The organism is Pseudomonas sp. PDM27 (assembly GCF_019219205.1).
Taxonomy (GTDB): Bacteria; Pseudomonadota; Gammaproteobacteria; order Pseudomonadales; family Pseudomonadaceae; genus Aquipseudomonas; species Aquipseudomonas laurylsulfatiphila.
The window spans coordinates 369672-394370 of the sequence record NZ_JAHUWF010000003.1 but is presented as its reverse complement, the minus strand read 5'-3'; the positions used below and the strand labels follow the sequence as shown (position 1 = coordinate 394370).

The 24699-nt window shown below is 61.0% G+C and carries 26 protein-coding genes and 1 other RNA gene; 16 read left to right on the top strand and 11 right to left on the bottom strand.

What is annotated here, in order from left to right; all coding sequences use genetic code 11:
* Nucleotides 1–96: 96 nt before the first annotated feature.
* Genes KW838_RS09660 through KW838_RS09645 form a run of 4 tightly spaced genes read right to left on the bottom strand, consistent with a single transcriptional unit; the run spans nt 97 to nt 2944 of the window.
* Nucleotides 97–834 carry an amino acid ABC transporter ATP-binding protein gene (locus KW838_RS09660; protein WP_218500985.1) on the bottom strand — a complete coding sequence of 246 codons (738 nt, stop codon included), beginning with the start codon at nt 832–834 and terminating at the stop codon, nt 97–99.
* Complete coding sequence (locus KW838_RS09655) at nt 821–1471, bottom strand: amino acid ABC transporter permease (protein WP_095964293.1); 651 nt, start codon at nt 1469–1471, stop codon at nt 821–823. The genes KW838_RS09660 and KW838_RS09655 overlap by 14 nt, the downstream gene beginning before the upstream one ends.
* On the bottom strand, nt 1468–2136 hold the full coding sequence (locus KW838_RS09650; RefSeq protein WP_007978873.1) for an amino acid ABC transporter permease: 669 nt from the start codon (nt 2134–2136) through the stop codon (nt 1468–1470). The genes KW838_RS09655 and KW838_RS09650 overlap by 4 nt, the downstream gene beginning before the upstream one ends.
* A gap of 22 nt (nt 2137–2158) precedes the next feature.
* Entirely contained in the window at nt 2159–2944 is a 786-nt protein-coding gene (locus KW838_RS09645; protein ID WP_218500984.1) for a transporter substrate-binding domain-containing protein, read from the bottom strand.
* A 256-nt stretch (nt 2945–3200) separates the two neighbouring features.
* Here KW838_RS09645 and KW838_RS09640 point away from each other — a divergent pair, with 256 nt between their 5' ends.
* From KW838_RS09640 to KW838_RS09615, 6 genes are all read left to right on the top strand, one after another.
* Entirely contained in the window at nt 3201–3908 is a 708-nt protein-coding gene (locus KW838_RS09640; RefSeq protein WP_102699680.1) for a FadR/GntR family transcriptional regulator, read from the top strand.
* Nucleotides 3909–4029: 121 nt separating this feature from the next.
* Nucleotides 4030–4359, top strand: a complete 330-nt coding sequence (gene trxA / locus KW838_RS09635) for a thioredoxin TrxA (protein WP_003206727.1) — start codon at nt 4030–4032, stop codon at nt 4357–4359.
* Nucleotides 4360–4606: 247 nt separating this feature from the next.
* Nucleotides 4607–5866: a transcription termination factor Rho gene (rho, locus tag KW838_RS09630; protein WP_003206716.1), complete on the top strand. Its 1260-nt coding sequence runs from the start codon at nt 4607–4609 to the stop codon at nt 5864–5866.
* A 297-nt stretch (nt 5867–6163) separates the two neighbouring features.
* Nucleotides 6164–7630 carry a 4-hydroxy-3-polyprenylbenzoate decarboxylase gene (ubiD, locus tag KW838_RS09625; RefSeq protein ID WP_095964291.1) on the top strand — a complete coding sequence of 489 codons (1467 nt, stop codon included), beginning with the start codon at nt 6164–6166 and terminating at the stop codon, nt 7628–7630.
* Nucleotides 7630–8598, top strand: a complete 969-nt coding sequence (locus KW838_RS09620) for a CDP-6-deoxy-delta-3,4-glucoseen reductase (protein WP_095964290.1) — start codon at nt 7630–7632, stop codon at nt 8596–8598. Before ubiD ends, KW838_RS09620 begins: the two co-directional genes overlap by 1 nt.
* Nucleotides 8599–8918: 320 nt before the next feature.
* On the top strand, nt 8919–9587 hold the full coding sequence (locus tag KW838_RS09615) for a gamma-glutamylcyclotransferase (RefSeq protein WP_007978886.1): 669 nt from the start codon (nt 8919–8921) through the stop codon (nt 9585–9587).
* On the opposite strand, the gene glpT is transcribed toward KW838_RS09615, so the two are convergent.
* Nucleotides 9563–10912 (bottom strand): glycerol-3-phosphate transporter, encoded by a 1350-nt coding sequence (gene glpT, locus KW838_RS09610; protein WP_015097309.1) that lies wholly within the window; start codon nt 10910–10912, stop codon nt 9563–9565. The two genes, KW838_RS09615 and glpT, sit on opposite strands and share 25 nt — an antisense overlap.
* Nucleotides 10913–11239: 327 nt before the next feature.
* Here glpT and KW838_RS09605 point away from each other — a divergent pair, with 327 nt between their 5' ends.
* Nucleotides 11240–11857 (top strand): energy transducer TonB, encoded by a 618-nt coding sequence (locus tag KW838_RS09605; RefSeq protein ID WP_218500983.1) that lies wholly within the window; start codon nt 11240–11242, stop codon nt 11855–11857.
* 41 nt (nt 11858–11898) lie between these two features.
* Here KW838_RS09605 and KW838_RS09600 read toward each other — a convergent pair whose 3' ends face one another.
* Nucleotides 11899–12876: an NADPH:quinone oxidoreductase family protein gene (locus KW838_RS09600; protein WP_218500982.1), complete on the bottom strand. Its 978-nt coding sequence runs from the start codon at nt 12874–12876 to the stop codon at nt 11899–11901.
* A 150-nt stretch (nt 12877–13026) separates the two neighbouring features.
* On the opposite strand from KW838_RS09600, the gene KW838_RS09595 reads away from it, so the two are divergent.
* Nucleotides 13027–13434: a flagellar basal body-associated protein FliL gene (locus KW838_RS09595; RefSeq protein ID WP_218500981.1), complete on the top strand. Its 408-nt coding sequence runs from the start codon at nt 13027–13029 to the stop codon at nt 13432–13434.
* Between the two features lie 142 nt (nt 13435–13576).
* Here the strand turns inward: KW838_RS09595 and KW838_RS09590 are convergent, their stop codons facing one another.
* Entirely contained in the window at nt 13577–14029 is a 453-nt protein-coding gene (locus KW838_RS09590) for an EVE domain-containing protein (RefSeq protein WP_218500980.1), read from the bottom strand.
* Between the two features lie 196 nt (nt 14030–14225).
* Between KW838_RS09590 and KW838_RS09585 the strand changes: the two genes are divergently transcribed.
* Nucleotides 14226–14381: a hypothetical protein gene (locus tag KW838_RS09585; protein WP_007978897.1), complete on the top strand. Its 156-nt coding sequence runs from the start codon at nt 14226–14228 to the stop codon at nt 14379–14381.
* Between the two features lie 35 nt (nt 14382–14416).
* On the opposite strand, the gene KW838_RS09580 is transcribed toward KW838_RS09585, so the two are convergent.
* From KW838_RS09580 to KW838_RS09565, 4 genes are all read right to left on the bottom strand, one after another.
* A complete protein-coding gene (locus tag KW838_RS09580; RefSeq protein ID WP_218500979.1) occupies nt 14417–15022 on the bottom strand; it encodes a 5-formyltetrahydrofolate cyclo-ligase in 606 nt (201 codons plus the stop codon).
* Nucleotides 15023–15108: 86 nt separating this feature from the next.
* Nucleotides 15109–15287, bottom strand: a non-coding RNA gene (ssrS, locus tag KW838_RS09575) — 6S RNA.
* Between the two features lie 30 nt (nt 15288–15317).
* Complete coding sequence (locus KW838_RS09570) at nt 15318–15635, bottom strand: cell division protein ZapA (protein WP_007978902.1); 318 nt, start codon at nt 15633–15635, stop codon at nt 15318–15320.
* Nucleotides 15632–15841 carry a TIGR02449 family protein gene (locus KW838_RS09565; RefSeq protein ID WP_007982902.1) on the bottom strand — a complete coding sequence of 70 codons (210 nt, stop codon included), beginning with the start codon at nt 15839–15841 and terminating at the stop codon, nt 15632–15634. Before KW838_RS09565 ends, KW838_RS09570 begins: the two co-directional genes overlap by 4 nt.
* Before the next feature lie 194 nt (nt 15842–16035).
* On the opposite strand from KW838_RS09565, the gene KW838_RS09560 reads away from it, so the two are divergent.
* From KW838_RS09560 to gcvT, 7 genes are all read left to right on the top strand, one after another.
* Nucleotides 16036–16593: a YecA family protein gene (locus KW838_RS09560; RefSeq protein WP_095964285.1), complete on the top strand. Its 558-nt coding sequence runs from the start codon at nt 16036–16038 to the stop codon at nt 16591–16593.
* Nucleotides 16594–16620: 27 nt separating this feature from the next.
* Nucleotides 16621–17955: a Xaa-Pro aminopeptidase gene (pepP, locus tag KW838_RS09555; RefSeq protein WP_218500978.1), complete on the top strand. Its 1335-nt coding sequence runs from the start codon at nt 16621–16623 to the stop codon at nt 17953–17955.
* Nucleotides 17952–19139 (top strand): 2-octaprenyl-6-methoxyphenyl hydroxylase, encoded by a 1188-nt coding sequence (ubiH, locus tag KW838_RS09550; protein ID WP_218500977.1) that lies wholly within the window; start codon nt 17952–17954, stop codon nt 19137–19139. The genes pepP and ubiH overlap by 4 nt, the downstream gene beginning before the upstream one ends.
* Nucleotides 19140–19230: 91 nt before the next feature.
* Nucleotides 19231–20448 (top strand): 2-octaprenyl-3-methyl-6-methoxy-1,4-benzoquinol hydroxylase, encoded by a 1218-nt coding sequence (locus tag KW838_RS09545; protein WP_218501020.1) that lies wholly within the window; start codon nt 19231–19233, stop codon nt 20446–20448.
* 221 nt (nt 20449–20669) lie between these two features.
* Nucleotides 20670–21674, top strand: coding sequence for an extracellular solute-binding protein (locus KW838_RS09540; protein WP_218500976.1), 1005 nt, complete (start codon nt 20670–20672; stop codon nt 21672–21674).
* A gap of 138 nt (nt 21675–21812) precedes the next feature.
* Nucleotides 21813–23429: an iron ABC transporter permease gene (locus tag KW838_RS09535; RefSeq protein ID WP_102699639.1), complete on the top strand. Its 1617-nt coding sequence runs from the start codon at nt 21813–21815 to the stop codon at nt 23427–23429.
* Nucleotides 23430–23585: 156 nt separating this feature from the next.
* Complete coding sequence (gcvT, locus tag KW838_RS09530; RefSeq protein ID WP_218500975.1) at nt 23586–24668, top strand: glycine cleavage system aminomethyltransferase GcvT; 1083 nt, start codon at nt 23586–23588, stop codon at nt 24666–24668.
* The last annotated feature ends 31 nt before the right edge of the window (nt 24669–24699 follow it).

The window sequence follows — 24699 nt, the reverse complement described above, 5'->3', positions numbered from 1 at the left end:
CAGGGTTCCAGGTTGCCTCTAATCCCGCGACCGGCGCAGGACCCATGTGGGAGCGAGCTTGCTCGCGATGACGGTATCGCTGGCGCTGAAGGTTTGTCAGACCGCTGCTTCGACCGTGCCAATGAAATTCGCCAGCTCCGCCGTCTGCGGATTGGCGAACAAAACTTTCGGATCCCCCACCTCATGCACCTTGCCCTGGTGCATGAACACCAGCTTGTCCCCAACCTCCCGGGCGAAGCGCATTTCGTGGGTGACCATGATCAGTGTCATGCCTTCCTTGGCCAGTTGTCGGACCACGCTCAGCACTTCATTGACCAGCTCCGGGTCCAGGGCCGAGGTGATTTCATCGCACAGCAACACTTTCGGCGACATCGCCAGGGCGCGGGCAATCGCCACCCGCTGTTGCTGGCCGCCGGACAGTCGATCCGGAAAGGCATCGAACTTTTCCCCCAGCCCGACCCGTTCCAGCATCTGTCGCGCCAATTCGGCGGCCTTGGCCTTTGGCACCTTCTGCACCACTTGCGGCGCCAGCATGACGTTCTCACCCACGGTCAGGTGCGGGAACAGGTTGAACTGCTGGAACACCATGCCGACTTTCTGTCGCAGGCTGCGCAGGTCGGCGCGGGCGGCGTCGAGGTATTCGCCGTCGACTTCGATCACACCGTCATTGATCGACTCCAGGCCGTTGAGGGTGCGCAGCAAGGTGGATTTGCCCGAGCCACTGCGGCCGATGATCGCCACCACCTGGCCTTCCTCGATGCTCAGGTCGATGCCTTTGAGCACATGATGGTCGCCGTAGTATTTATGCAGGGCGGAAATTCTAAGCAGAGGCATGCAGTCTCCTTTCCAGGTAGCGCGCACTGAGCGACAGGGGGTAGCAGAGCAGGAAATAGCCAAGGGCCACGAGGCCATAGACCATGAAGGGTTCGAAGGTCGCGTTGGCGAGCATGCCGCCGGTCTTGGTCAGTTCGGTGAAGCCGATGATCGAGGTGACGGCGGTGCCTTTGACCACTTGGACCGAGAAGCCCACGGTCGGCGCCACGGCGATGCGCAGCGCCTGGGGCAGGATCACATGGCGCAATTGTTCCAGCGGGTTCAGCGCCAGGCTCGCCGAGGCTTCCCATTGGCCGTTGGGGATCGATTCGACGCAGCCGCGCCAGATCTCCGCCAGGTAAGCGCTGGTGAACAGCGTCAAGGCAATCGCCGCTGCCATCCACGGCGAGATTTCCACCCCGGCCAGGGCCACGCCGAAAAACACCAGGAACAGCTGCATCAGCAGCGGCGTGCCCTGGAACAGTTCGATGTAGGTGCGGGCAAAGCTGCGCGGCAGGGATTTACCCGATATGCGCATGACCATGATCAGCAGGCCGATCAGCCCGCCGCCAACGAACGCCACCAGCGACAGCGCCAGCGTCCATTGCAGGCCGGTGAGCAGGTTGCGCACGATGTCCCAGAAAGTGAAATCACTCATCGGCTGCTCCTTGCGATGAACCGTTGGCCTATCCAGTTCAGCAACTGGCGGATCAGCAGCGCCATGCACAGATAGAGCAAGGTGGTCAGGGCGTAGGTTTCAAAGGCGCGGAAGTTGCGCGACTGAATGAAGTTGGCGGCGAAGCTCAGTTCTTCAGTGGCGATCTGCGAACACACCGCCGAGCCGAGCATGACGATGATGATCTGGCTGCTCAGGGCCGGCCAGACTTTGCCCAGTGCCGGCAGCAGCACCACATGGCGGAACGCTTCGAAGCGCGTCATCGCCAACGCCGCCGCGGCTTCCAGCTGACCCCGGGGGATCGCCTGGATGCCGGCGCGGATGATCTCGGTCGAATAGGCGCCGAGGTTGATCACCATCGCCAGCACCGCCGCCTGCCATTCGGAAATCTGCACGCCCAGGGACGGCAAGCCGAAGAAGATGAAAAACAGTTGCACCAGGAAGGGCGTGTTGCGGATCAACTCGACGTAGACGGCGAAAATCCCCGCGAAAGGCCGGATGTTCCATGCTCGCACCAGCGCCCCGACGATGCCCAGCCCCACACCGAGCACAGCGCCGATGGCGGTCAGCTCAAGGGTGAACAACGCACCGCGCAGCAACAAATCGGTGTTGTTCACCACCGGCAAGAAGTCGAACTGATAAGCCATAACGTCTCTCCTGCGCGCGAGATCAGAGGTCGGCCGGCAGTGGTTCTTTCAGCCAGGTCAGGGCGTTTTTCTCCAGTGCGCCGTCACTCTTGGCGGTGACGAGGATCTGGTTGACCTTGTCCAGCAGCGCCGGCTCGTTCTTGTTCACACCGACGTAGACCGGCGAATCCTTGAGCTTCACTTTCAGCACCGGCACGCGTTTCGGACTCTTCTCGCTGATCGCGACCATCACCACGTTGCCGCTGGCGATCAGGTCGACCTGGCCCGCCAGGTACGCGGCGATGGTCGAGTTGTTGTCTTCGAAGCGCTTGATGGTCACGCCTTCGGGGGCGACCTTGGTCAGCTCGATGTCTTCGATGGCGCCGCGGGTGACGCTGATGGTCTTGCCCTTGAGGTCATCCAGGGTCTTGATGTCGGCGTCTGGCGGACCGAACACGGCGAGGTAGAACGGCGCATAGGCGCGGGAGAAGTCGATGACCTTCTCGCGCTCCGGGTTCTTGCCGAGGCTGGAGATCACCAGGTCGACCTTGCCGGTGGTCAGGAACGGGATGCGGTTGGTGCTGTTGACCGGAGTCAGTTCGAGTTTGACCTTGAGCTGGTCGGCCAGCAGTTTCGCGGTGTCGATATCGAGGCCACGGGGTTTCATGTCCGGCCCGACCGAGCCGAAGGGCGGGAAGTCCTGGGGCACGGCCACCTTGAGGACGCCGCGCTTGACCACATCCTCCAGACCGTCGGCGTGGGCGGGTGCCTGGGTCAGCATCAGACTGGCAAACAGGGCGGCGAGGAGGGTGCTGAAACGCTGGGTCATGGCAAATCTCCAAATCGGCAAGAAGTGATTTCTGCCGATCGACAGAGCATGGGCCATGCCAACATGGGGTTTTGGGGGCGCCAGAGCGCGGTTTTGCTGGCGTCGAACGGTCTTACTGGTCTGAACAGTCAGGTTGTGTTTCGCACCCCGATGGCGCAGCCGGGAAAATCACCGAACCCCCATGGGGCACGACTTGCCGGGCGTCGCGAATAGCTTTACAACTGAGCGCACATTGGCCTGGTTCGTCTGGAAAACCATGAACTCGATCTCCCGCGCCGTACCCGAAGTGGCGCTGCAAGCCATCCGCAAACTGATTACCGAGCAGGGCTTCGGGCCGGGGGATGCCTTGCCCTCGCAACGGGACCTGGCGGTCCAGTTGGGCGTAAGCCGGGCTTCTTTGCGCGAGGCGTTGTCGTCCCTGAGTGCGCTGGGCGTCATCAGCATCCAGCCGGGCAAAGGCGTGTTCGTGCAGGCGCCGGTGGAGCTGCCGCGAGGCGAGGTCGCAGCGGGCTGGCCGTTTGCGGCACAGGCTTCGCCGCTGGATATCTTCCAGTTGCGCTACGCGCTGGAGGGGTTTGCCGCGGGGTTGGCGGCCGTGACCTTGAGCACCGAGGAACTCGATGCGCTGGAAGACAATGTCGCTGCCATGCGCAACGAACTCAAGGCCGCAGACTTCGAAGCGGCGGCGCGCCTGGACTTCGAATTCCACCGGCGCATCCTGCTGGCCAGCGGCAATCAGGCAATGTTGAGTATCCTCACCGCCAGCGCCGATATCTTCCTGGAAAGCCAGAAACTACCGTTCATCCGGGCCGAGCGGGCCATGGAAACCTGGCAGGAGCACCGCAAGATCCTTCGCGCGCTGGCTCGCCGTGCCTCTGGCGCCGCGCAAAAAGCCATGCACGAGCACGTGCGCAACGCGGCGTTGCGCACTGGAATCGCCTTTGTCGCTCCCGCCACGGCGTGAACCCGGCTATACCCAAACTCATGGAACACCATAGCGAGACTCAATCAACTGCACCTTCCTGAACGAGGGAAGGGCAGCTATGATGGGCCACGTTTTTTTGCTTACAACCCTGGAGAATTCCATGAGCAGCGATCTTATCAAACACGTTAGCGACGCTAGCTTCGAGGCCGACGTACTCAAGGCTGAAGGCGCTGTACTGGTCGATTACTGGGCTGAGTGGTGCGGCCCTTGCAAAATGATCGCTCCTGTTCTGGACGAAATTGCCGAGACCTACAAAGGCAAGCTGACCGTCGCCAAGCTGAACATCGACGAAAACCAGGAAACCCCGGCCAAGCATGGCGTGCGTGGTATCCCGACCCTGATGCTGTTCAAGAACGGCAACGTTGAAGCGACCAAGGTCGGCGCACTGTCGAAGTCGCAACTGGCTGCTTTCCTCGACGCCAACATCTAAGCGTCGTTGCAAAGTGTCCTTAAAAAGCCTCGCAAATAGCGGGGCTTTTTGCGTATTCAGGGCTAGACGCTCCTAAACTCAGGTGGTACATTCGGCCCCGCACTGGTTTCTCCATTGCCCCCTGCTAGCCGTCGCCGACGCACTCCTTTTCGAATAAGTACGCGATCCTGTCGCCTTCTCTGCGGCGCGGCCTCATTAAGCCAAAAGCTTAATTTCCCCCCTCCATAAATGATTACGTCATTCCTATATGAATCTGACTGAACTCAAGCAAAAGCCGATTACCGAACTGCTCGAATTGGCCGAACAGATGGGCATAGAAAATATGGCCCGTTCGCGCAAGCAGGACGTGATTTTCTCCCTGCTCAAGAAGCACGCGAAAAGCGGTGAGGAAATCTCCGGTGATGGCGTGCTGGAGATTCTCCAGGACGGCTTCGGCTTCCTGCGCTCCGCTGACGCTTCCTATCTCGCCGGTCCAGACGATATCTACGTCTCGCCGAGCCAGATCCGTCGTTTCAACTTGCGCACCGGTGACACCATCGTTGGCAAGATCCGCCCTCCAAAGGAAGGCGAGCGTTATTTCGCGCTGCTCAAGGTCGACACGATCAACTTCGACCGTCCGGAAAACGCGAAAAACAAGATTCTCTTCGAGAACCTGACCCCGCTGTTCCCGACCGTACGCATGAAGATGGAAGCCGGTAACGGTTCCACCGAAGACTTGACCGGTCGTGTCATCGACCTGTGCGCCCCGATCGGTAAAGGCCAGCGCGGTCTGATCGTTGCTCCGCCGAAAGCGGGCAAGACGATCATGCTGCAGAACATTGCCGCGAACATCGCGCGTAACAACCCTGAAGTTCACCTGATCGTGCTGCTGATCGACGAACGTCCGGAAGAAGTAACCGAAATGCAGCGCACCGTGCGCGGCGAAGTGGTTGCCTCGACGTTCGACGAGCCGCCAACCCGTCACGTGCAGGTTGCCGAAATGGTGATCGAGAAGGCCAAGCGCCTGGTCGAGCACAAGAAAGACGTGGTGATCCTGCTCGACTCCATCACCCGTCTGGCCCGTGCCTACAACACCGTGATCCCGAGCTCCGGCAAGGTACTGACCGGTGGTGTCGATGCCCACGCCCTGGAGAAACCGAAACGTTTCTTCGGCGCCGCGCGGAACATCGAAGAAGGCGGCTCGCTGACCATCATCGCCACCGCGCTGGTTGAAACCGGCTCGAAGATGGACGAAGTGATCTACGAGGAATTCAAAGGCACCGGCAACATGGAGCTGCCTCTGGATCGCCGCATCGCTGAAAAGCGCGTATTCCCGGCCATCAACATCAACCGTTCCGGCACCCGCCGCGAAGAGTTGCTGACCGCCGACGACGAGCTGCAGCGTATGTGGATCCTGCGTAAGCTGCTGCATCCGATGGATGAAGTCGCTGCCATCGAGTTCCTGGTCGACAAGCTGAAAACGACCAAGACCAACGATGAGTTCTTCCTGTCGATGAAACGCAAGTAAGTCGAGCAGGGCTGTGCCCTGTGTGGCTGTCTCGTTAGTTCAAATTCGGATGCCGCTGGCTCATAGCCAAGGCGCTGCGACGAGTCATAGCCCGCTATGGCGAGGAGCAGCAACGCAGGATATGAGCTAGCGGCGCCGAAGTTGACTAACAGAGACAGCCATACAGGGCACTAGAGCCGGGGAAACCCGGCTTTTTGCTATCCGATTTTTGATCAGGTGGCAGTTCGTGGTTCTGAACCGAAGGGTTCGGCGCTAAACTGCCTGCCCCGAACGCCACGGCCAACACGAGGCTTACGCATGCAGTATCGCGACTTGCGCGACTTTATCAGCGGGCTGGAACAGCGCGGCGAACTCAAGCGCATTCAGGTTCCGGTGTCCCCAGTCCTGGAAATGACCGAGGTCTGCGACCGCACCTTGCGCGCCAAAGGCCCGGCCCTGCTTTTCGAAAAGCCCACGGGTTTTGACATTCCGGTGCTCGGCAACCTGTTCGGTACGCCTGAGCGCGTAGCACTGGGCATGGGCGCGGAAGCAGTCAGCGAACTGCGCGAGATCGGCAAGCTGCTGGCGTTCCTCAAGGAACCCGAGCCGCCGAAAGGCCTGAAGGATGCCTGGTCCAAGCTGCCGATCTTCCGCAAGATCATCTCGATGGCGCCCAAGGTGGTCAAAGACGCGATCTGCCAGGAAGTGGTCATCGAAGGCGACGATGTTGACCTCTCGAAGTTGCCGGTGCAGACCTGCTGGCCAGGCGACGTCGCACCGCTGATCACCTGGGGCCTGACCGTCACCAAGGGGCCGAACAAGGACCGACAGAACCTCGGTATCTACCGCCAGCAGGTGATTGGCCGCAATAAAGTCATCATGCGCTGGCTGAGCCACCGTGGCGGTGCGCTGGATTATCGCGAGTGGTGCGAAAAGCATCCGGGCCAACCCTTTCCTGTTGCCGTTGCATTGGGCGCAGACCCGGCGACCATCCTCGGCGCCGTGACCCCGGTGCCCGACAGCCTTTCCGAATACGCCTTCGCCGGCCTGTTGCGCGGTAACCGCACCGAGCTGGTGAAATGCCGCGGCAATGACCTGCAAGTGCCGGCCACCGCCGAAATCATCCTCGAAGGCGTGATCCATCCGGGCGAGATGGCCGATGAAGGCCCGTACGGCGACCACACTGGTTACTACAACGAAGTCGACAGCTTCCCGGTGTTCACCGTCGAGCGCATCACCCACCGGATCAAGCCGATCTACCACAGCACCTACACCGGTCGTCCGCCGGATGAGCCGGCGATCCTCGGCGTCGCGCTGAACGAAGTGTTCGTGCCGATCCTGCAGAAGCAGTTCCCGGAGATCACCGATTTCTACCTGCCACCCGAAGGTTGCTCTTACCGCATGGCCATCGTGACCATGAAAAAGTCGTACCCGGGCCATGCCAAGCGGGTAATGCTGGGTGTCTGGTCGTTTTTGCGACAGTTCATGTACACCAAGTTCGTTATCGTCACCGACGACGATATCAACGCCCGGGACTGGAACGACGTGATCTGGGCCATCACCACGCGCATGGACCCCAAGCGCGACACGGTGATGATCGACAACACGCCGATCGACTACCTGGACTTCGCTTCGCCGGTGTCCGGCCTGGGGTCGAAAATGGGCCTTGATGCCACGCATAAATGGCCGGGCGAAACCACCCGTGAGTGGGGCCGTGTCATCGTCAAGGACGATGCGGTGACCCAGCGGATCGATGCCATCTGGAATCAGTTAGGAATAGATTGATGCGTGTAACCTTGCAGCCCTCCGGAGCAGTGCTTGAGATATTGCCCGGCGAGCGGATTCTCGATGGCGCGCGACGACTGGGCTATGAATGCCCGCAAAGTTGCCGCAACGGCAATTGCCACGTGTGCGCGGCGCTGCTGGTGGAAGGTCGGGTCGAGCAGGCCGGCAATGTGCGTGATCATGGCGAGTTCTACACTTGCATTGCGGAGCCGCTGGAAGACTGCATTGTGCTGTGGGATGGCGTGCTCGCCTTGGGAGAACTGCCGGTGCGCAGCGTGTCGTGTCAGGTCATTGAGTGCAAGGACGTGGGCGGCGATACCTGGCGCGTGCGTCTGCGGGCTCCGGCCGGCAAACCGCCGCGCTACCACGCCGGCCAGTACCTGATGATCGAGCGCGAGAATGGCGAAAAGTCCGCCTTCTCCCTCGCTTCGGCACCGCATGCGGGGCGCGACCTGGAAATCCACGTACTGGCGCGCGAATCCAGTGCGCTGAGCCTGATCGAGCAGCTCCAGCGCAACAGCATGGTGCGGGTCGAGTTGCCGTTTGGCGATACCCACCTGGAGGAGTTGCCGGACGGTCCTCTCGTGCTGATCGCCGCCGGCACCGGCATGGGTCAGATCCACGGCCTGATCGAACATTGCCGGGCCACGGGTTTCAAGCATCCGGTGCATTTGTATTGGGGCGTGCGTCGTCCAGAAGATTTTTATCAAGTCGAGCATTGGAACGAATGGCTGAAATTGCCCAACCTGTTCCTGCACAAGGTCGTCAGCGATCAATGCGGTTGGGAAGGGCGCTGCGGCATGTTGCATGAAGCGGTCTGTGAAGACTTTCCCGATCTCAAGGCCCTGCATGTCTACGCCAGTGGCTCGCCGGCCATGGTCTACGGCACGCTGGATGCGCTGGTGGAAGCGGGAATGGACGCCCACCAGATGCGCGCCGACGTATTTGCCTACGCCCCTCGCTCCTGACGCTGCCCCCCTGTAGGAGCGAGCTTGCTCGCGATGGACTCAAGAACACTGCGGGTAGCCAGACCTCCCGCGTAATCGTTAACGACCATCGTCGGAACGCCGCCCGGAGCAAGCTCGCTCCCACAGGTATATAACTCCGTATATAGCCTATCGATATTTATAAACTTTAATAAATATCGGTAGGTTATATGTCACGCAGGCAACCCATTAAGAACTGTGCCATGGCATTCAAATTGCCTTAAAACTTATGTGCCTTATTGTTACAGCCGTGCGTTCTATTAAGTAATTCTTCACCCGCGGGGAGCTGAACGCTATTCGCCATGAGCGCCATCGAATCTGCTTTTTTGAATCTGGCTTACCCTCCGCGGCTCGATCTGGGGCCGCAGCTCACCCACGAACAATTGCTCAGCTCGATGCAGTCGACCATGGCCCGTCACAAGGGTGGGCCGGTGTGGCTGTTTGCCTATGGCTCGCTGATCTGGCGGCCTGAATGCACGGCGGTTGAGCGGGTTCGCGGCCGGGTGCATGGCTACCATCGCGGGTTGTACCTGTGGTCTCACGAACATCGCGGCACTCCGGAAATGCCCGGCCTGGTGTTCGGCCTGGATCGCGGTGGCTCTTGCAGCGGTTTCGCCTATCGATTGCCCGAAGAGCAACTCGAAGCGTCGCTGTACGCACTTTGGCAGCGCGAGATGCCATTTCCTTCCTACCGCCCGCACTGGCTCAACTGCCGACTCGAAGATGGCAGCCAGGTTCAGGCCTTGGGGTTTGTGCTGGAGCGACATCTGCCCAGCTATGCCGGTAACCTGCCGGACCATGTGCTGAGCCATGTGTTCGAAAACGCTTGCGGGCGTTACGGCACCACTCGCGATTATGTCGAGCAGACCGCGCACGCCCTGCGTAGCCACGCCATGCCAGACCGGAATCTGGAGGCGCGGCTCAAGCGCTGTAAATCAAAGGCTGATCAAGCGAGTGCTTCGCGGCCCTGACTGGCGACTTGTTTGTGGCGTAGCGTCGGGGCGAGGAAGGCCATCGCCAGCAGGCAGGCGCCCACCAGCAGCACGAAACCACCGTCCCAACCGAAATGGTCCACGGTGTAGCCCATCGCTGCACTGGCCGCGACCGAACCGCCCAGGTAACCGAACAGGCCGGTGAAGCCCGCCGCCGTGCCGGCCGCTTTCTTCGGAGCCAGCTCCAGCGCCTGCAGGCCGATCAGCATGACCGGGCCGTAGATCAGGAAGCCGATGGAAAGCAGCGCGATCATGTCGATCATCGGGTTGCCGGCCGGGTTGAGCCAGTAAACCAGCGTCGCGACCGTCACCAGCGCCATGAACACCATGCCGGTCAGGCCGCGGTTGCCACGGAAGATCTTGTCCGACATCCAGCCGCACAGCAGGGTGCCCGGGATACCTGCCCACTCGTAGAAGAAATACGCCCACGAGGTTTTATCCACGGTGAAGCCCTTGGCTTCCTTGAGGTAGGTCGGTGCCCAGTCCAGCACGCCGTAGCGCAGCAGATAGACAAAGACGTTGGCCAGGGCGATGTACCAGAGCATTTTGTTGCGCAGCACGTATTTGACGAAGATTTCCTTGGCGCTGAATTCCTCTTCGTGGCTGGCATCGTAGCCTTCCGGGTAGTCGTTCTTGTACTGCTCGATCGGCGGCAGGCCAACCGATTGCGGGGTGTCGCGCATGGTCACAAAGGCAAACACCGCAACCGCCAGTGCCACCGCTGCCGGCACGTAGAACGCCGCATGCCAGTCATTGAACAGGCCCATGCCGATCAGGAACAGCGGGCCGATCAGGCCGCCGCCGACGTTGTGCGCCACGTTCCACACCGACACCACGCCGCCACGTTCCTTCTGCGACCACCAGTGCACCATGGTCCGGCCACTCGGCGGCCAACCCATGCCCTGCGCCCAGCCGTTGATGAACAGCAGAATGAACATCATGGTCACGCTGGACGTCGCCCAGGGCGCGAAACCGAAAATGAACATCACCCCGGCCGACACCAGCAGGCCGAACGGCAGGAAGAAACGCGGGTTGGACCGGTCGGACACCAGGCCCATGAGGAACTTCGACAGGCCGTAGGCAATCGCGATGGCGGACATCGCCAGACCCAGCTGACCGCGGGAGTAACCCTCGTCGATCAGGTAGGGCATGGCCAGGGAGAAGTTCTTGCGCAGCAGGTAGTAACCGGCATAGCCAATGAAGATGCCGGCGAAGATCTGCCAGCGCAGGCGTCGGTAGGTGCTGTCTATTTTTTCTTCAGGCAATGGAGCCTGATGTGCGGCAGGACGAAAGAAAGCAAACATTCAAGAGCTCCAGATTTCTTGTTTTGACTGCGGTTACGAATGTTACAGTTTCGTTACCGAAAATAGCACCGGTTCTCATCGGCAAAACAGCGGAAATGTTGGATATCGCGCATTCCTTTATGAACATGTCGCTCAGGTGAAGGTGAAGGGCGTTGTAGGAAGCATTACCCACCCATGCTTTACGCGGCTGATCCATCCCGGGTAGGGCAATTCTTTGGGAAATGTCCTTCTCTGCTACCGGAAGCCGTGACCTTCAGTGCCGCACCCTTGAGCTTTAACCTTGGCCGCACAGCCAATTTTGGCGTTTCAGGTGCGAGGGAGAGGAGGATGCGGTGGTTTGTGTTCGTGGTGCTGCTGTTTGTCTGGTCTGTTGCAAGCAACGCAGGTGAGGTGTTCCTGATACCGGAAAACAACCCCAAGCCGATTTACCCACCGGCGCTGCACCGGGCTGGAATCACCGGTAATGTCCGGGTCAGGTTCGTGGCGCATGCCAACGGCGCGGTCAGCAAGGTGAGCATTTTGCAAAGCGATCACCCTGATTTCGCCGAGGCGGCCCGAGTCGCCATAGCGCAGTGGCGGTTCAAGCCATGGACCGTTGAGGGTGGCAAGCCTGAGGAGCAGGAAGTCATTGCGCCGATAATATTCGGGTTCGATGTGTATCTACCGCTGCATCTCAACCAGCGGCTCAAGGCATTGAGATGCCGCGATCTCAATGAGGCACTGGCGCGAGCCCCGGAGCACGAGTGGATTTATTCCGCCGCCTTCCATTACATCCGGGCTTATCTGTCGAACGCGTTTTCCACGGCAACACTGCCGACCGAACGGCGTCTGTCATTGATCGCTGAAATGAACAGGAAGGTGCCGATCATTATCAGGCAATGCTCGAACAACCCGGGTTCCAGGTATGTAAGGTTTTTGCCGGAAGATATCCGCCAGTTACTGTAGGGAAAGAGCCTGGACCCAGAGGTCCGGGCCCTTTGCCGGGGTCAGCGAACCTGCACCACCACTTTCCCGACGGCTTTACGCTGGCCAAGATCATTGATCGCCTGCGCCGCATTGCCCAGTGGATACACCTGCGACACCAGCGGTTTCAATTTGCCTTCGGCAAACCAGCCAAACAGCTGCTGGAAGTTCGCGGCGTTGTCCTGCGGTTGGCGTTGGGCGAAGGAACCCCAGAATACGCCGAGCACCGCCGCGCCTTTGAGCAGCGCCAGGTTGACCGGCAATTCGGGGATGCGCCCGCTGGCGAAGCCGACCACCAGCAGGCGGCCGTTCCAGGCGATGGCGCGGATGGCCTGGTCGAACAGGTCGCCGCCCACCGGGTCGTAGATCACGTCGGCGCCCTGGCCGTCGGTCAGGCGCTTGATTTCGTCCTTGAGGCTGGTTTCGCTGTAGTTGATCAGTTCATCGGCGCCGGCGGCCTTGGCCACGGCGAGTTTTTCCGCGCTGCTGGCCGCGGCAATCACCCGGGCGCCCATGGCTTTGCCGATTTCCACTGCCGCCAGGCCGACACCGCCGGAGGCACCAAGCACCAGCAGGGTTTCGCCTGGTTGCAGGTTGCCGCGCTGCTTGAGGGCGTGCATCGAGGTGCCGTAGGTCATGCTGAAGGCGGCGGCGGTGTTGAAGTCCATGGAGGGCGGAATCGGCAACGCGTTGTAGCCTGGCACGGCGACCTGTTCGGCAAAGCTGCCCCAGCCGGTCAGGGCCATGACCCGGTCACCGACTTTCAGGTGGCTGACCTTCTCGCCGACTTCGCGGACCACGCCGGCCGCTTCGCCACCCGGGGAAAACGGGAAGGGCGGCTTGAACTGGTACTTGCCCTCGATGATCAGCGTGTCGGGGAAATTGACCCCGGCGGCGTGCACGTCCAGCAGGATTTCATTCTTCTTCGCGACAGGACTGGCGACGTCTTCCAGCACCAGCGATTCGGCAGGGCCGAAGGCTTTGCACAGCACGGCTTTCATCAGGGCTATTCCTTTGGGAGTGATGGCCGATAAGTGTAGGTGTGTGGGTCGAAGGGTCAACGAGCATGCCCAGCCCTGATAGTCAGCCATAAGCTTGTGCTTGCATGGCGGGTCGTTATGCTAGGCCGCAAACCGGATAAGGAGTGAATTGTGAAAGCGTGGATCATGTTGTTGCTGGCCCTGTCCCTGCCTGTGGCAGCGGTGGCCGAAGAAGCCAAAGAAGATACGGCTCCCAAGGTCAGTTACATCACCCTGAGCCCACCGTTCGTGGGGAACTACGGGCTGGACGGCACGCCGAAATTGAAAGTCTACAAGGCCGATGTGGCGTTGCGGGTGACCGGTGACGAGGCTGCCAAGGCGGTGAAGGCCAATGAACCCTTGATCCGCAATCAATTGGTCGCGCTGTTCGCCCAGCAGACCACCGAGACGATGAACAATGTCGAGGCCAAGGAAAAGCTGCGTCAGGAAGCCCTGAAACAGACCCAGCAGGTGATGAGCGACGAAACCAGCAAGCCGGTGGTTGAGGATTTGTTGTTCAACAACCTGATCATTCAGTAAGACTTCTATTGCTTGAGCTGGCGTCATCGCGAGCAAGCTCGCTCCCACAGTGGATTTGTGTTGAGGCACAATCACATGTCCGCCACAGCCCCCTGTGGGAGCGAGCTTGCTCGCGATGGGGCCAGTCCAGGCGATGAACGACTCAAGGCTTTAAGGCAATCACCGCCGCCCACTGCTCCGGCGTCACCGGCATCACCGACAGCCGCGAACCTTTCTGCACCAGCGGCATCTCGGCCAGCGAAGTCTGCTGTTTCAGGTAATCCAGTTTCAGCACCCGGGCAAACGTCTCGACATGGGCGACATCGATCGCGCTCCAGGCGTTTTTCTCCGCCGTTGCCTTTGGGTCGTAGTAATGACTTTCAGGTTCCAGCGCCGTCGGGTCCGGATACGCGGCTTCGACAATTTTGCCGATGCCGGCGATGCCCGGCTCCGGGCAGCTGGAATGATAGAAAAAGAACTCATCCCCTACGGCCATGGCCCGCAGGAAGTTGCGTGCCTGGTAGTTTCGAACCCCGTCCCAGCGCGCTTTGCCGAGTTTTTCCAACCCCTTGATCGAGAGTTCGTCGGGCTCGGATTTCATCAGCCAATAGGCCATGTCTTTTTGCTCCTTGCGGGGTGATTGAGCCGCTTTTCGGCAATTTTATGACAAACCGACAGTCGGTTGACGTCAGCATTTGCGCAGCGGTTCACGTTGTCGCAAAATGCCGGCCTTTAAAGCTTGACGCTGCTGCACGGCCTACAAACGGAAACCGCTGCTGTCATCGTGTAGATCTGCCTTTGGGGGGCAATCGATGAAACGCAAACCGGATTTACTATGGATTTTGGTCATTTTGTTTGGCCTTGGCGTCGTGACCACCGGCTATGCCCAAAGCCTGTGGGCCAGCAAGACCGATGCGCCGGTCGAGCTCGCCCAATTGCAGCAACAGTCGACAGCCTTCAAGCGCTGATCCTGTTGTCCCGGCGTCGCTGATCGAAGTGGCGCCTAGCCTGCGTAATACCAGGCCTTGTCCGTCACCGTTCCCTGCAGCGGCACATCCCAGCTCGCCTGAGCCAATCGCTCCACCTTTTGACACTCATGGGCCAGCCCCAACAGCGTCGGCTTGCGCCAGTCATTGCGGCGCGCCAGGTAAGCCAGGCTCCGATCGTAGAAACCGCCGCCCATCCCCAGGCGTCCGCCAACATCGTCAAACCCCACCAATGGCAACAACACCAGGTCCAGCGCCCAGATCCTGCGCTGCCGGGCGAGGTTGGCCCGTGGTTCGAGAATGCGGAAGCGGTTGGGTTTGAGTTTTTCCCCGGGCCGGATGCGCTGGAACACCATTTTGGTTCGCGGCCAGGCACTCAGCACCGGCAGATAGGTGGCCTTGCCCCGGCGCTGCGCGGCACGCAGCAACAGACGCGGATCAATTTCACCATCGGTCGGCAGATAGAGGGAGATGTGTCTGGCGCGGCGGAACAGCGGTTGCTGGGCCAATTGCCTGTACAGCCCGCGAGCGGCCTGGCGCTGCTGACTGGGTGTCAGTGCGCGACGGGCCTTGCGCAGCATGCGTCGAAGTTGCGGGCGGGGAAGCAGCGCAGGTTCGGTCATGGATTCGGACTTCGGCAGGACGGATACGTAAAGCGTACCCGCAAAAACGCCAATGCCGGTATTTAAACCGGCATTGGACTGGAATCAGGCTCCCCGAATGTGTCGCTGTCGACTTAGCCCTTGAACCCGAAAGTTCAAGGTGGAAGATGCAGTAGGCTTTAAGGCTTTCCGTCTAGCGGACATGCACACCAGCCCAACGTGCAACCTCCAGGGTATAGCAAATCGGCTCAGGGACATCGCCAACTGGCAAACACCCCAGGGAGTGATGGCAGTATACCGCAAGCGGCGACGCGAATCAGCCTTTGGTGACGTCCGGATCGGTCGCCAGGACCAGATCGACGCGATCGAGCAGGTCGCGAACCTGCTCACGGGTCGAGCCGCTGACCTGAACATCCGGGCGATCTTCCTTGTGCAGCAGGTCGTGGGTGATGTTCAGCGCAGCCATCACGGCGATACGGTCGGCGCCGATGACTTTGCCGCTGCTGCGGATCTCGCGCATCTTGCCGTCCAGATAACGGGCGGCGCTGACCAGGTTGCTGCGCTCTTCCTGAGGGCAGATGATCGAATACTCTTTGTCGAGAATCTGCACGGTGACGCTATTGCTTGAACTCATGAGTCTTGCTCCAGGGCCTTGAGGCGCGAAATCATCGACTCGACCTTACGCCGGGCGATTTCGTTTTTTTCAATGAGATGCGCGCGTTCCTCGCGCCAGGTCTTTTCCTGAGCTAGTAAGAGTCCGTTTTGACTCTTAAGTTGCTCGACTCGGGTAATCAGCAGTTCGAGTCTGGCCATCAGCGCTTGCAGGTCGGTGTCTTCCATTGTCTTCACTGTCTGATGGGTGTTGGACTGTAGGAGCGAGCTTGCTCGCGATGGTCGCCAACGATAACGCTGGGTCCCTGACAATCCGCGGCGTTCTCGGGTTCATCGCGAGCAAGCTCGCTCCTACAGGGGTAGTCGATGTAGGATACAAGGCCTTCATTCTAGACATAGCGCCGTCTGGCGCCTAGCTGCCCATGACCATTCAGAATTCCCCGTACCAAGGCTTCGCCACCCTGCTGACTTCCAGCGGCCACAACGTCTCGCCTGCCGAACTGCACGGCCTGTTGCTCGGCCGCAGCTGCGCCGGTGCCGGTTTCGACGCCGAAGGCTGGCTGATCGACGCCGCCGAACTGCTCGAAAGCGAGCCGCAGGACAACGTTCGCAACGCCCTGATCGGCCTGCAAGAGATGGTAAAAGGCGAGCTCACCGGCGATGACGTGACCGTCGTTCTGCTGCTGCCGACCGACGACGCTCCGCTCACCGAGCGTGCCGCCGCCCTGGGCCAATGGTGCCAGGGTTTCCTCAGCGGTTTCGGCCTGAACTGCCGTGACAGCAGCGCCCTGAGCACCGAGGCCACCGAAGTGTTGCAGGATCTGGCGGCCATTTCCCAGGTGCAAGACGCGCTGGAAGAGTCCGACGACGGCGAAAACGACTATATGGAAGTCATGGAGTACCTGCGCGTCGCGCCGCTGCTGCTGTTCTCCGAGACCAAGAAAGACGTGCCGGCCGCCGCCAAACCGTCGCTGCACTAATCGTTTGCCAGGGAACGCCATCTGCCCATGATCCACATCCCGAAATCGGAATACAGCCGTCGCCGCAAGGCCCTGATGGCGCAGATGGAACCCAACAGCATCGCCATCCTGCCCGCCGCCGCGGTGGCCATTCGTAACCGCGACGTCGAGCACGTCTACCGCCAGGACAGCGACTTCCAGTACCTCAGCGGTTTTCCCGAGCCCCAGGCCGTACTGGTGCTGATGCCGGGGCGCGTGCATGGCGAATACATCCTGTTCTGCCGCGAGCGCAACGCCGAGCGCGAATTGTGGGATGGCCTGCGCGCCGGGCAGGAAGGCGCGATTCGCGACTTCGGCGCCGACGACGCCTTTCCCATCACCGATATCGACGACATCCTGCCGGGCCTGATCGAAGGCCGTGACCGGGTGTACTCGGCCATGGGCAGCAACCCCGAATTCGACCGCCACCTGATGGAATGGATCAACGTGATCCGCTCCAAGGCCAACCTCGGTGCCCAGCCGCCGAACGAATTCGTTGCCCTGGATCATCTGCTGCACGACATGCGCCTGTATAAGTCGGCGGCAGAAGTGAAAGTGATGCGCGAGGCGGCGCGGATTTCTGCCCAGGCGCACGTACGGGCAATGCAGGCCTGTCGCGCCGGGTTGCACGAATTCAGCCTGGAAGCCGAGCTCGATTACGAATTCCGCAAGGGCGGGGCGAAGATGCCGGCCTACGGGTCGATCGTCGCGGCGGGGCGCAACAGCTGCATCCTGCATTACCAGCAGAATGATGCGCTGCTCAAGGACGGTGACCTGGTGCTGATCGACGCCGGGTGCGAGATCGACTGCTACGCCAGCGACATCACCCGGACCTTTCCGGTCAGCGGCAAGTATTCAGCGGAGCAGAAAGCGATTTACGAGTTGGTGCTGGCCTCCCAGGAAGCCGCCTTTGCCGAAATCGCCCCGAACAAACACTGGAATCAAGCGCACGAGGCCACAGTCCGGGTCATCACGGCCGGGCTGGTCAAGCTGGGGCTGCTGCGGGGCGACGTCGACGAGTTGATCGCCAGCGAAGCCTACAAGGCGTTTTACATGCACCGCGCCGGTCATTGGCTGGGCATGGATGTGCACGATGTCGGTGAATACAAGGTCGGCGGCGAGTGGCGCGTACTGGAGGTCGGCATGGCGTTGACCGTGGAGCCGGGGATCTACATTGCTCCGGACAACCAGAGCGTGGCGAAGAAATGGCGCGGCATTGGCGTGCGCATCGAGGACGACGTAGTGGTCACCAGAACCGGCTGTGAAATATTGACGGGCGGCGTGCCGAAAACCGTCAACGAAATCGAGGCCCTGATGGAGCAAGCACGGACACAAGCGGCATGAGTCGAGTCAATTTGGCAATCATCGGTGGCGGGCTGGTCGGTGCGAGTCTGGCGCTGGCCTTGCAGGCCGGCGCCAAGGCCCGTGGCTGGAAGATCGTGCTGATCGAGCCGTTCGCCCCGGGGGATACGTATCAACCGAGTTACGACGCCCGTTCTTCGGCGCTGTCCTTTGGCTCGCGGCAGATTTACCAACGCCTGGGCATCTGGCAGGAAGTTTCGCGCCGCGCCGAGCCGATCAAGCAGATTCATGTTTCCGACCGTGGTCGATTCTCGACGGCGCGGTTGTCGGCGATGGAAGAGGGTGTTCCAGCGCTGGGTTATGTCGTTGAAAACGCCTGGCTCGGCCAATGCCTGTGGCAAGGCCTGGACAAGGACGTGATCAGCTGGCGTTGCCCGGCGGAAGTCACCCGCATGGAGCCGCTGACCGATGGCTATCGCCTGACCCTCAACGATGAAACCACCCTTGAGTGCGACCTCGCGGTGCTCGCCGATGGCGGCCGTTCCGGCCTGCGCGAGCAACTGGGGATCGGCATCCGCAAGCGTCCTTACAACCAGAGTGCGCTGATCGCCAACATCACCCCGAGCGAGGCCCACAACGGCATGGCCTTCGAGCGTTTCACCGACGAAGGCCCGATGGCGTTGCTGCCGCTGCCGGAAAACCGCTGCGCACTGGTCTGGACTCGCCTGGGCATGGACGCACAGCGCCTGGCAGCCCTTGACGAGCGCAGTTTCCTCAGTGAGTTGCAGGGCGTCTTCGGTTATCGCCTCGGTACGTTGAAGCAGGTTGGTGCACGACACCTGTATCCGCTGACACTGGTCGAGGCCGAGGAACAGGTGCGCCCGCATCTGGCGGTGCTCGGCAACGCGGCGCACAGCCTTCATCCGATTGCCGGCCAGGGGTTCAACCTGTCCCTGCGCGATGCCCAGGCCCTGGCCGATGCCTTGCTCGCCAGCGAAAAACCCTTGGGCGACTTTGCCACCTTGCAGGCCTATCGCGAACATCAGCGTCTAGACCAGGACCTCACCGTGGGCTTCTCCGATCAGGTTACGCGCCTGTTCGGCAGTACCCAGCCGCTGGTGTCCCTGGGCCGCAACATCGGCTTGCTCGGCCTCGACCTGCTGCCACCGGCCAAACGCTGGTTTGCCCGGCAGGCGATGGGGCTGGGGACGCGACCGGATGCATAGCCGGCTGACCCGCCGATTTGGCAAGGCACGATCGATAAAAAACCTTTACGTGCGGCTCAAGCCGCAAGAGAGACAGGCTTAAAGCATGGAAATGCGCGCAGATCTGCTGATTGTCGGGGCCGGAATGGTCGGCAGCGCCCTGGCGCTGGCGTTGCAGAACAGCGGGCTGGAAGTCCTGCTGCTGGACGGCAGCCCCATGAGTGTCAAACCCTTCAATGCCCAAGCCGTGTTTGAGCCGCGCGTAAGCGCCTTGTCGGCTGCCAGCCAGCGGATTCTCGAACGCCTTGGCGTCTGGGACGGCATCGCCGGGCGGCGCAGCAGCCCCTACACCGACATGCAAGTCTGGGATGGCAGTGGCACCGGGCAAATCCACTTCTCGGCGGCCAGCGTGCATGCCGAGGTGCTGGGGCATATCGTCGAAAACCGAGTGGTCCAGGATGCCTTGCTCGAGCGCCTGCACGACTGTGACCTGGGCTTGCTGGCCAATGCGCGACTGGAACAGATGCGCCGCTCCGGCGATGACTGGCTGCTGACCCTGGCCGATGGCCGCACCCTGCGCGCGCCGCTGGTGATCGCGGCGGATGGCGCCAATTCGGCCGTGCGGCGCCTGGCCGGGGTCGCGACCCGCGAATGGGATTATCTGCACCATGCCATCGTCACCAGCGTGCGTTGCGCCAAGCCGCACCAGATGACGGCCTGGCAGCGCTTCACCGACAACGGTCCGTTGGCGTTTCTGCCGCTGGAGCGCGACGGCGAACAGGATTGGTGCTCGATCGTCTGGTCGACCACACCCGGCGAAGCCGAACGCTTGATGGCGATGGATGACCAGGGTTTCTGCAAGGCACTGGAGCGAGCCTTTGAGGGGCAACTCGGTGAAGTGCTCAGCGCCGACCCGCGGCTGTGTGTGCCCCTGCGCCAGCGGCATGCCAAGCGTTATGTGGCGGAAGGCCTGGCGTTGATCGGCGACGCGGCCCACACCATTCACCCGTTGGCCGGGCAGGGTGTGAACCTCGGATTCCTCGATGCCGCCGTGCTGGCCGAAGTGTTGCTGCAAGCGGCAACCCGTGGCGAACGCCTGGCGGATGTGAAAGTCCTCAGCCGTTACGAGCGTCGGCGCATGCCCCACAACCTGGCACTGATGGCGGCGATGGAAGGCTTCGAGCGCTTGTTCCAGGCGGATCCGTTGCCGGTGCGCTGGTTGCGTAATACCGGGTTGAAAATGGTTGAGAAGATGCCGGAAGCCAAGGCCTTGTTCGTGCGTGAAGCTCTGGGGTTGACCGGGGATCTGCCGGCGCTGGCCAAGCCCTGAGTTCTCTATTGAGGCTGATGGCCTCTTCGCGAGCAGGCTCGCTCCCACCTTGGAATGCATCTCAAATGTGGGAGCGAGCCTGCTCGCGAAGACGGCGGCAGATTCGCCCTCAATTTCTGCTTGTGCAACATCCGGTAACTCCTCCGCAACCAGCTTTGATTGAGAAGGCAAATGTGAGTCCTTATCATTTGACCTCATTTTTCAATCGAGAGACCGCTCCCATGTTGGCACCGAAGCGTCTACTGACTGCACTGGCCCTGACCCTGATCGGCAGCACCGCCGCCCAGGCCGCTGACGAGGTGGTGGTCTACTCCTCGCGTATCGACGAGTTGATCAAGCCAGTATTCGATGCCTACACCGCCAAGACCGGCGTGAAGGTGAAGTTCATCACCGACAAGGAAGCGCCGCTGATGCAGCGGCTCAAGGCCGAGGGCGCGAATACGCCGGCCGACCTGCTGCTGACCGTCGATGCCGGCAACCTCTGGCAAGCCGAGCAGATGGGCATCCTCCAGCCATTCACCTCGAAAACCATCGACGCCAACATTCCGCTGCAGTACCGGGCCGCCTCTCATGCCTGGACCGGCTTGAGCCTGCGGGCGCGGACCATTGCCTATTCCACTGACCGCGTGAAGCCGGGCGAACTGACCACCTACGAAGCCCTGGCCGACAAGCAATGGGAAGGCCGCCTGTGCCTGCGTACGGCGAAGAAGGTCTACAACCAGTCCCTGACCGCGACCATGATCGAAGTGCACGGCGCCGACAAGACCGAGGAAATCCTCAAGGGCTGGGTCAAGAACCTGTCCACTGACGTGTTCTCCGACGACACAGCCGTGCTCGAAGCGATCAATGCCGGCCAGTGCGATGTCGGCATCGTCAACACCTACTACTACGGCCGTCTGCACAAGCAGAAGCCGGAACTGCCGGTGAAGCTGTTCTGGCCGAACCAGGCCGACCGTGGCGTACACATCAACCTGTCGGGTATCGGCCTGACACAACACGCGCCACACCCGGAAGCGGCCAAGGCCCTGGTGGAGTGGATGACCACGCCTGAGGCGCAGAAGATCTTTGCCGACGTGAACCAGGAGTTCCCGGCGAACCCGGCCGTGCAGCCATCGGCTGAAGTCGCCGCATGGGGCAAGTTCATCGCTGATACCTTGCCGGTGGAAATTGCCGGCAAGCGCCAGGCTGAGGCGATTCGCCTGATGGACAAGGCTGGCTGGAACTGAGCCTGCTGGTTTAAAGAGCAAAAGATCGCAGCCTTCGGCAGCTCCTACAGGGTGATCACCAACCCACTGTAGGAGCTGCCGAAGGCTGCGATCTTTTTGCGTTTTCTCTACACTTCAAAATTTCGCGAGAGATTTTCCTTGGCCCACCCCGCCCAACGCCGCTGGTATCCCGTCGTCTTCGCCATCGCTGCGCTGGTCCTGTTGCCCCTGAGCGTCCTGCTGCTTTCCTGGCAAACCATCGATCAACAGATCTGGTCCCATTTATGGGACACACAGATGCCGCGCTTGCTGGGCAATACCCTGACCCTGGTGCTAGGTGTCGGTGTCGGCGTGACAGTCCTGGGTGTCAGCCTTGCCTGGCTGACCAGCCTTTGCGAATTCCCCGGCCGGCGCTGGCTGGACTGGGCGCTGATGCTGCCCTTCGCGATTCCGGCCTATGTGCTGGCCTTCGTCTTCGTCGGCCTGCTGGATTTTGCCGGCCCCGTGCAGACCCTGCTGCGCGAATGGTTCGGCAGCGGTCTGCGGCTGCCGCGCGTGCGCTCCACGGGCGGGGTGATTGTGGTGCTGGTGCTGGTTTTCTATCCCTATGTGTATCTGCTGGCCCGCACGGCCTTCCTCGCCCAGGGCAAAGGCCTGATGGAAGCGGCGCGGGTCCTGGGTCAATCGCCCTGGCAAGCGTTCTGGCGCGTGGCATTGCCCATGGCGCGACCGGCCATCGGTGCGGGCGTGGCGTTGGCACTGATGGAAACCCTGGCGGATTTCGGCGCCGTGTCGGTGTTCAACTTCGATACCTTCACCACGGCCATCTACAAGACCTGGTACGGTTTTTTCAGTCTGTCTTCTGCCGCGCAACTGGCCAGCTTGTTGCTGCTGGTGGTGATGCTCGTGCTCTACGGCGAGCGGCGTGCTCGCGGGGCCAACCGGGCGGGCAACGAGCGGCCACGGGTCAAGGCGCTGTATCACCTGCGGGGCTTCAAGGCACTGGCGGCTTCGACCTGGTGCGGTCTGGTGTTTGCCTGCGCTTTTGTTATCCCGATGCTGCAATTGGCGGTGTGGTTCTGGCAGCGCGGACGCTTCGATCTCGACGAGCGCTACACCGGGTTGATCGTCCATACCTTGTACTTGGGGGCGATGGCGGCGTTGATCACCGTCAGCGTCGCCTTGTTGCTGGCGTTTGCCCGACGCCTGGCGCCCACCCGGGTCATTCGTTCCGGGGTCAGTCTGGCCAACCTGGGTTACGCCTTGCCGGGTTCGGTGCTGGCGGTGTCGATCATGCTGGCGTTCAGTTACCTGGATCGCGAGCTGGTGATCCCGCTTTCGAGCTGGCTCGGTGGCGCGGGCAAGCCGCTGCTGCTGGGCAGTCTGTCAGCATTGTTGCTAGCCTATCTGGTGCGCTTCATTGCGGTGGCCTACGGGCCACTGGAAAGCAGCCTGGCGCGTATACGGCCATCTTTGCCCGAAGCGGCACGTAGTCTTGGCGTCAGTGGGCCGCGACTGTTTTTCAAAGTGTATCTACCGTTGTTGTTGCCCGGCACCTTGAGCGCGGCGCTGCTGGTGTTCGTCGACGTGCTCAAGGAAATGCCCGCGACCCTGCTGATGCGCCCGTTTGGCTGGGACACGCTGGCGGTGCGGATCTTTGAAATGACCAGCGAAGGAGAGTGGGCGAGGGCATCTTTGCCAGCGTTGACCCTGGTGCTGGTCGGGCTGCTGCCGGTCATCGGATTGATCCGGCGCTCAGCGCATCGAAACAGCTAGGTGTCAGTCCTACACCTTGCGGCTACAATGCGCGGCATTCGGTGCGGTCCGTCTGACAGACCAGGTAGCTGAAATCGGCTAAAGGCCTTTTGTTTCAAGGCATTCAGTCCGTGCAGCACTTGCCCGCACCTTCGCCACGCCCGGAAGGAGAAACCCATGGGACAGCGTACGCCTCTGTATGACCTTCATCTCGCGCTCGGCGCAAAGATGGTCGATTTTGGCGGTTGGGACATGCCTCTGCATTATGGATCGCAGGTCGAGGAACACCATCAGGTGCGCCGCGATTGCGGTGTCTTCGATGTATCCCACATGACCGTTATCGACGTCAGCGGCTCCCAGGCCAAGGCCTGGCTTCAGCATTTGCTGGCCAATGATGTCGAACGCCTGCACAGCCCCGGCCGTGCGTTGTACAGCACCATGCTTAATGAGCGAGGCGGCATCGTCGACGACATGATCGTCTACCGTCTCGACGAGGGCTATCGCCTGGTGGTCAACGCCTCCACCCGCGATCAGGACATGGCCTGGATGCAAGCGCATCTCGACGGTTTCGACGTGCAGCTTCGCGAGCGTTCCGAGTTGGCGATGCTGGCCATCCAGGGCCCTCACGCCCGGCAAAAAATTGCCGAGCTGGTCAACCAGTCCCGCGGCAACCTGATCCAGCTCCTCAAGCCCTTCGAAGGCCTGCCCGATGGCGACTGGTTTATCGCGCGCACCGGTTATACCGGCGAAGACGGCCTGGAAATCATTCTGCCGGCGAATCAGGCGCCCGGGTTCTTCAACGATCTGGTCGGTGCCGGGATTTCTCCCATCGGCCTTGGCGCGCGGGATACCTTGCGGGTCGAAGCCGGCATGAACCTTTACGGTCAGGACATCCAGCAGGATGTTTCACCCCTGGCCTCCAATATGGCCTGGACCATCGCCTGGGAACCTGCCACCCGGCAGTTCATCGGGCGCAAGGCCCTGGAAGCCGAGCAAGCTGCTGGTGTACAGCACAAACTGGTCGGTCTGGTCCTTGAGGAACGCGGTGTTTTACGCGCTCATCAGGTCGTGCGCATCGCTGATGTTGGCGAAGGGGAGATCACCAGTGGTAGTTTCTCTCCTACGCTTAGCAAGTCGATAGCACTGGCGCGCGTGCCGATGGCAACTGCCGACCGCGCTGAAGTGGAAATTCGTGGCAAGTGGTACCCGGTCCGGGTGGTCAAACCGACCTTCGTACGCCACGGCAAAACCTTGATCTAATCTTTTCCAGCGGTTAACGACCGCTGACAAT

Bases quoted from the DNA above. Each gene is read 5' to 3' on its own strand.
- KW838_RS09660 (WP_218500985.1), bottom strand. From the start codon at position 834: ATGCCTCTGCTTAGAATTTCCGCCCTGCATAAATACTACGGCGACCAT.
- KW838_RS09655 (WP_095964293.1), bottom strand. From the start codon at position 1,471: ATGAGTGATTTCACTTTCTGGGACATCGTGCGCAACCTGCTCACCGGC.
- KW838_RS09650 (WP_007978873.1), bottom strand. From the start codon at position 2,136: ATGGCTTATCAGTTCGACTTCTTGCCGGTGGTGAACAACACCGATTTG.
- KW838_RS09645 (WP_218500984.1), bottom strand. From the start codon at position 2,944: ATGACCCAGCGTTTCAGCACCCTCCTCGCCGCCCTGTTTGCCAGTCTG.
- KW838_RS09640 (WP_102699680.1), top strand. From the start codon at position 3,201: ATGAACTCGATCTCCCGCGCCGTACCCGAAGTGGCGCTGCAAGCCATC.
- trxA (WP_003206727.1), top strand. From the start codon at position 4,030: ATGAGCAGCGATCTTATCAAACACGTTAGCGACGCTAGCTTCGAGGCC.
- rho (WP_003206716.1), top strand. From the start codon at position 4,607: ATGAATCTGACTGAACTCAAGCAAAAGCCGATTACCGAACTGCTCGAA.
- ubiD (WP_095964291.1), top strand. From the start codon at position 6,164: ATGCAGTATCGCGACTTGCGCGACTTTATCAGCGGGCTGGAACAGCGC.
- KW838_RS09620 (WP_095964290.1), top strand. From the start codon at position 7,630: ATGCGTGTAACCTTGCAGCCCTCCGGAGCAGTGCTTGAGATATTGCCC.
- KW838_RS09615 (WP_007978886.1), top strand. From the start codon at position 8,919: ATGAGCGCCATCGAATCTGCTTTTTTGAATCTGGCTTACCCTCCGCGG.
- glpT (WP_015097309.1), bottom strand. From the start codon at position 10,912: ATGTTTGCTTTCTTTCGTCCTGCCGCACATCAGGCTCCATTGCCTGAA.
- KW838_RS09605 (WP_218500983.1), top strand. From the start codon at position 11,240: ATGCGGTGGTTTGTGTTCGTGGTGCTGCTGTTTGTCTGGTCTGTTGCA.
- KW838_RS09600 (WP_218500982.1), bottom strand. From the start codon at position 12,876: ATGAAAGCCGTGCTGTGCAAAGCCTTCGGCCCTGCCGAATCGCTGGTG.
- KW838_RS09590 (WP_218500980.1), bottom strand. From the start codon at position 14,029: ATGGCCTATTGGCTGATGAAATCCGAGCCCGACGAACTCTCGATCAAG.
- KW838_RS09585 (WP_007978897.1), top strand. From the start codon at position 14,226: ATGAAACGCAAACCGGATTTACTATGGATTTTGGTCATTTTGTTTGGC.
- KW838_RS09580 (WP_218500979.1), bottom strand. From the start codon at position 15,022: ATGACCGAACCTGCGCTGCTTCCCCGCCCGCAACTTCGACGCATGCTG.
- KW838_RS09570 (WP_007978902.1), bottom strand. From the start codon at position 15,635: ATGAGTTCAAGCAATAGCGTCACCGTGCAGATTCTCGACAAAGAGTAT.
- KW838_RS09565 (WP_007982902.1), bottom strand. From the start codon at position 15,841: ATGGAAGACACCGACCTGCAAGCGCTGATGGCCAGACTCGAACTGCTG.
- KW838_RS09560 (WP_095964285.1), top strand. From the start codon at position 16,036: ATGACCATTCAGAATTCCCCGTACCAAGGCTTCGCCACCCTGCTGACT.
- pepP (WP_218500978.1), top strand. From the start codon at position 16,621: ATGATCCACATCCCGAAATCGGAATACAGCCGTCGCCGCAAGGCCCTG.
- ubiH (WP_218500977.1), top strand. From the start codon at position 17,952: ATGAGTCGAGTCAATTTGGCAATCATCGGTGGCGGGCTGGTCGGTGCG.
- KW838_RS09545 (WP_218501020.1), top strand. From the start codon at position 19,231: ATGCGCGCAGATCTGCTGATTGTCGGGGCCGGAATGGTCGGCAGCGCC.
- KW838_RS09540 (WP_218500976.1), top strand. From the start codon at position 20,670: ATGTTGGCACCGAAGCGTCTACTGACTGCACTGGCCCTGACCCTGATC.
- gcvT (WP_218500975.1), top strand. From the start codon at position 23,586: ATGGGACAGCGTACGCCTCTGTATGACCTTCATCTCGCGCTCGGCGCA.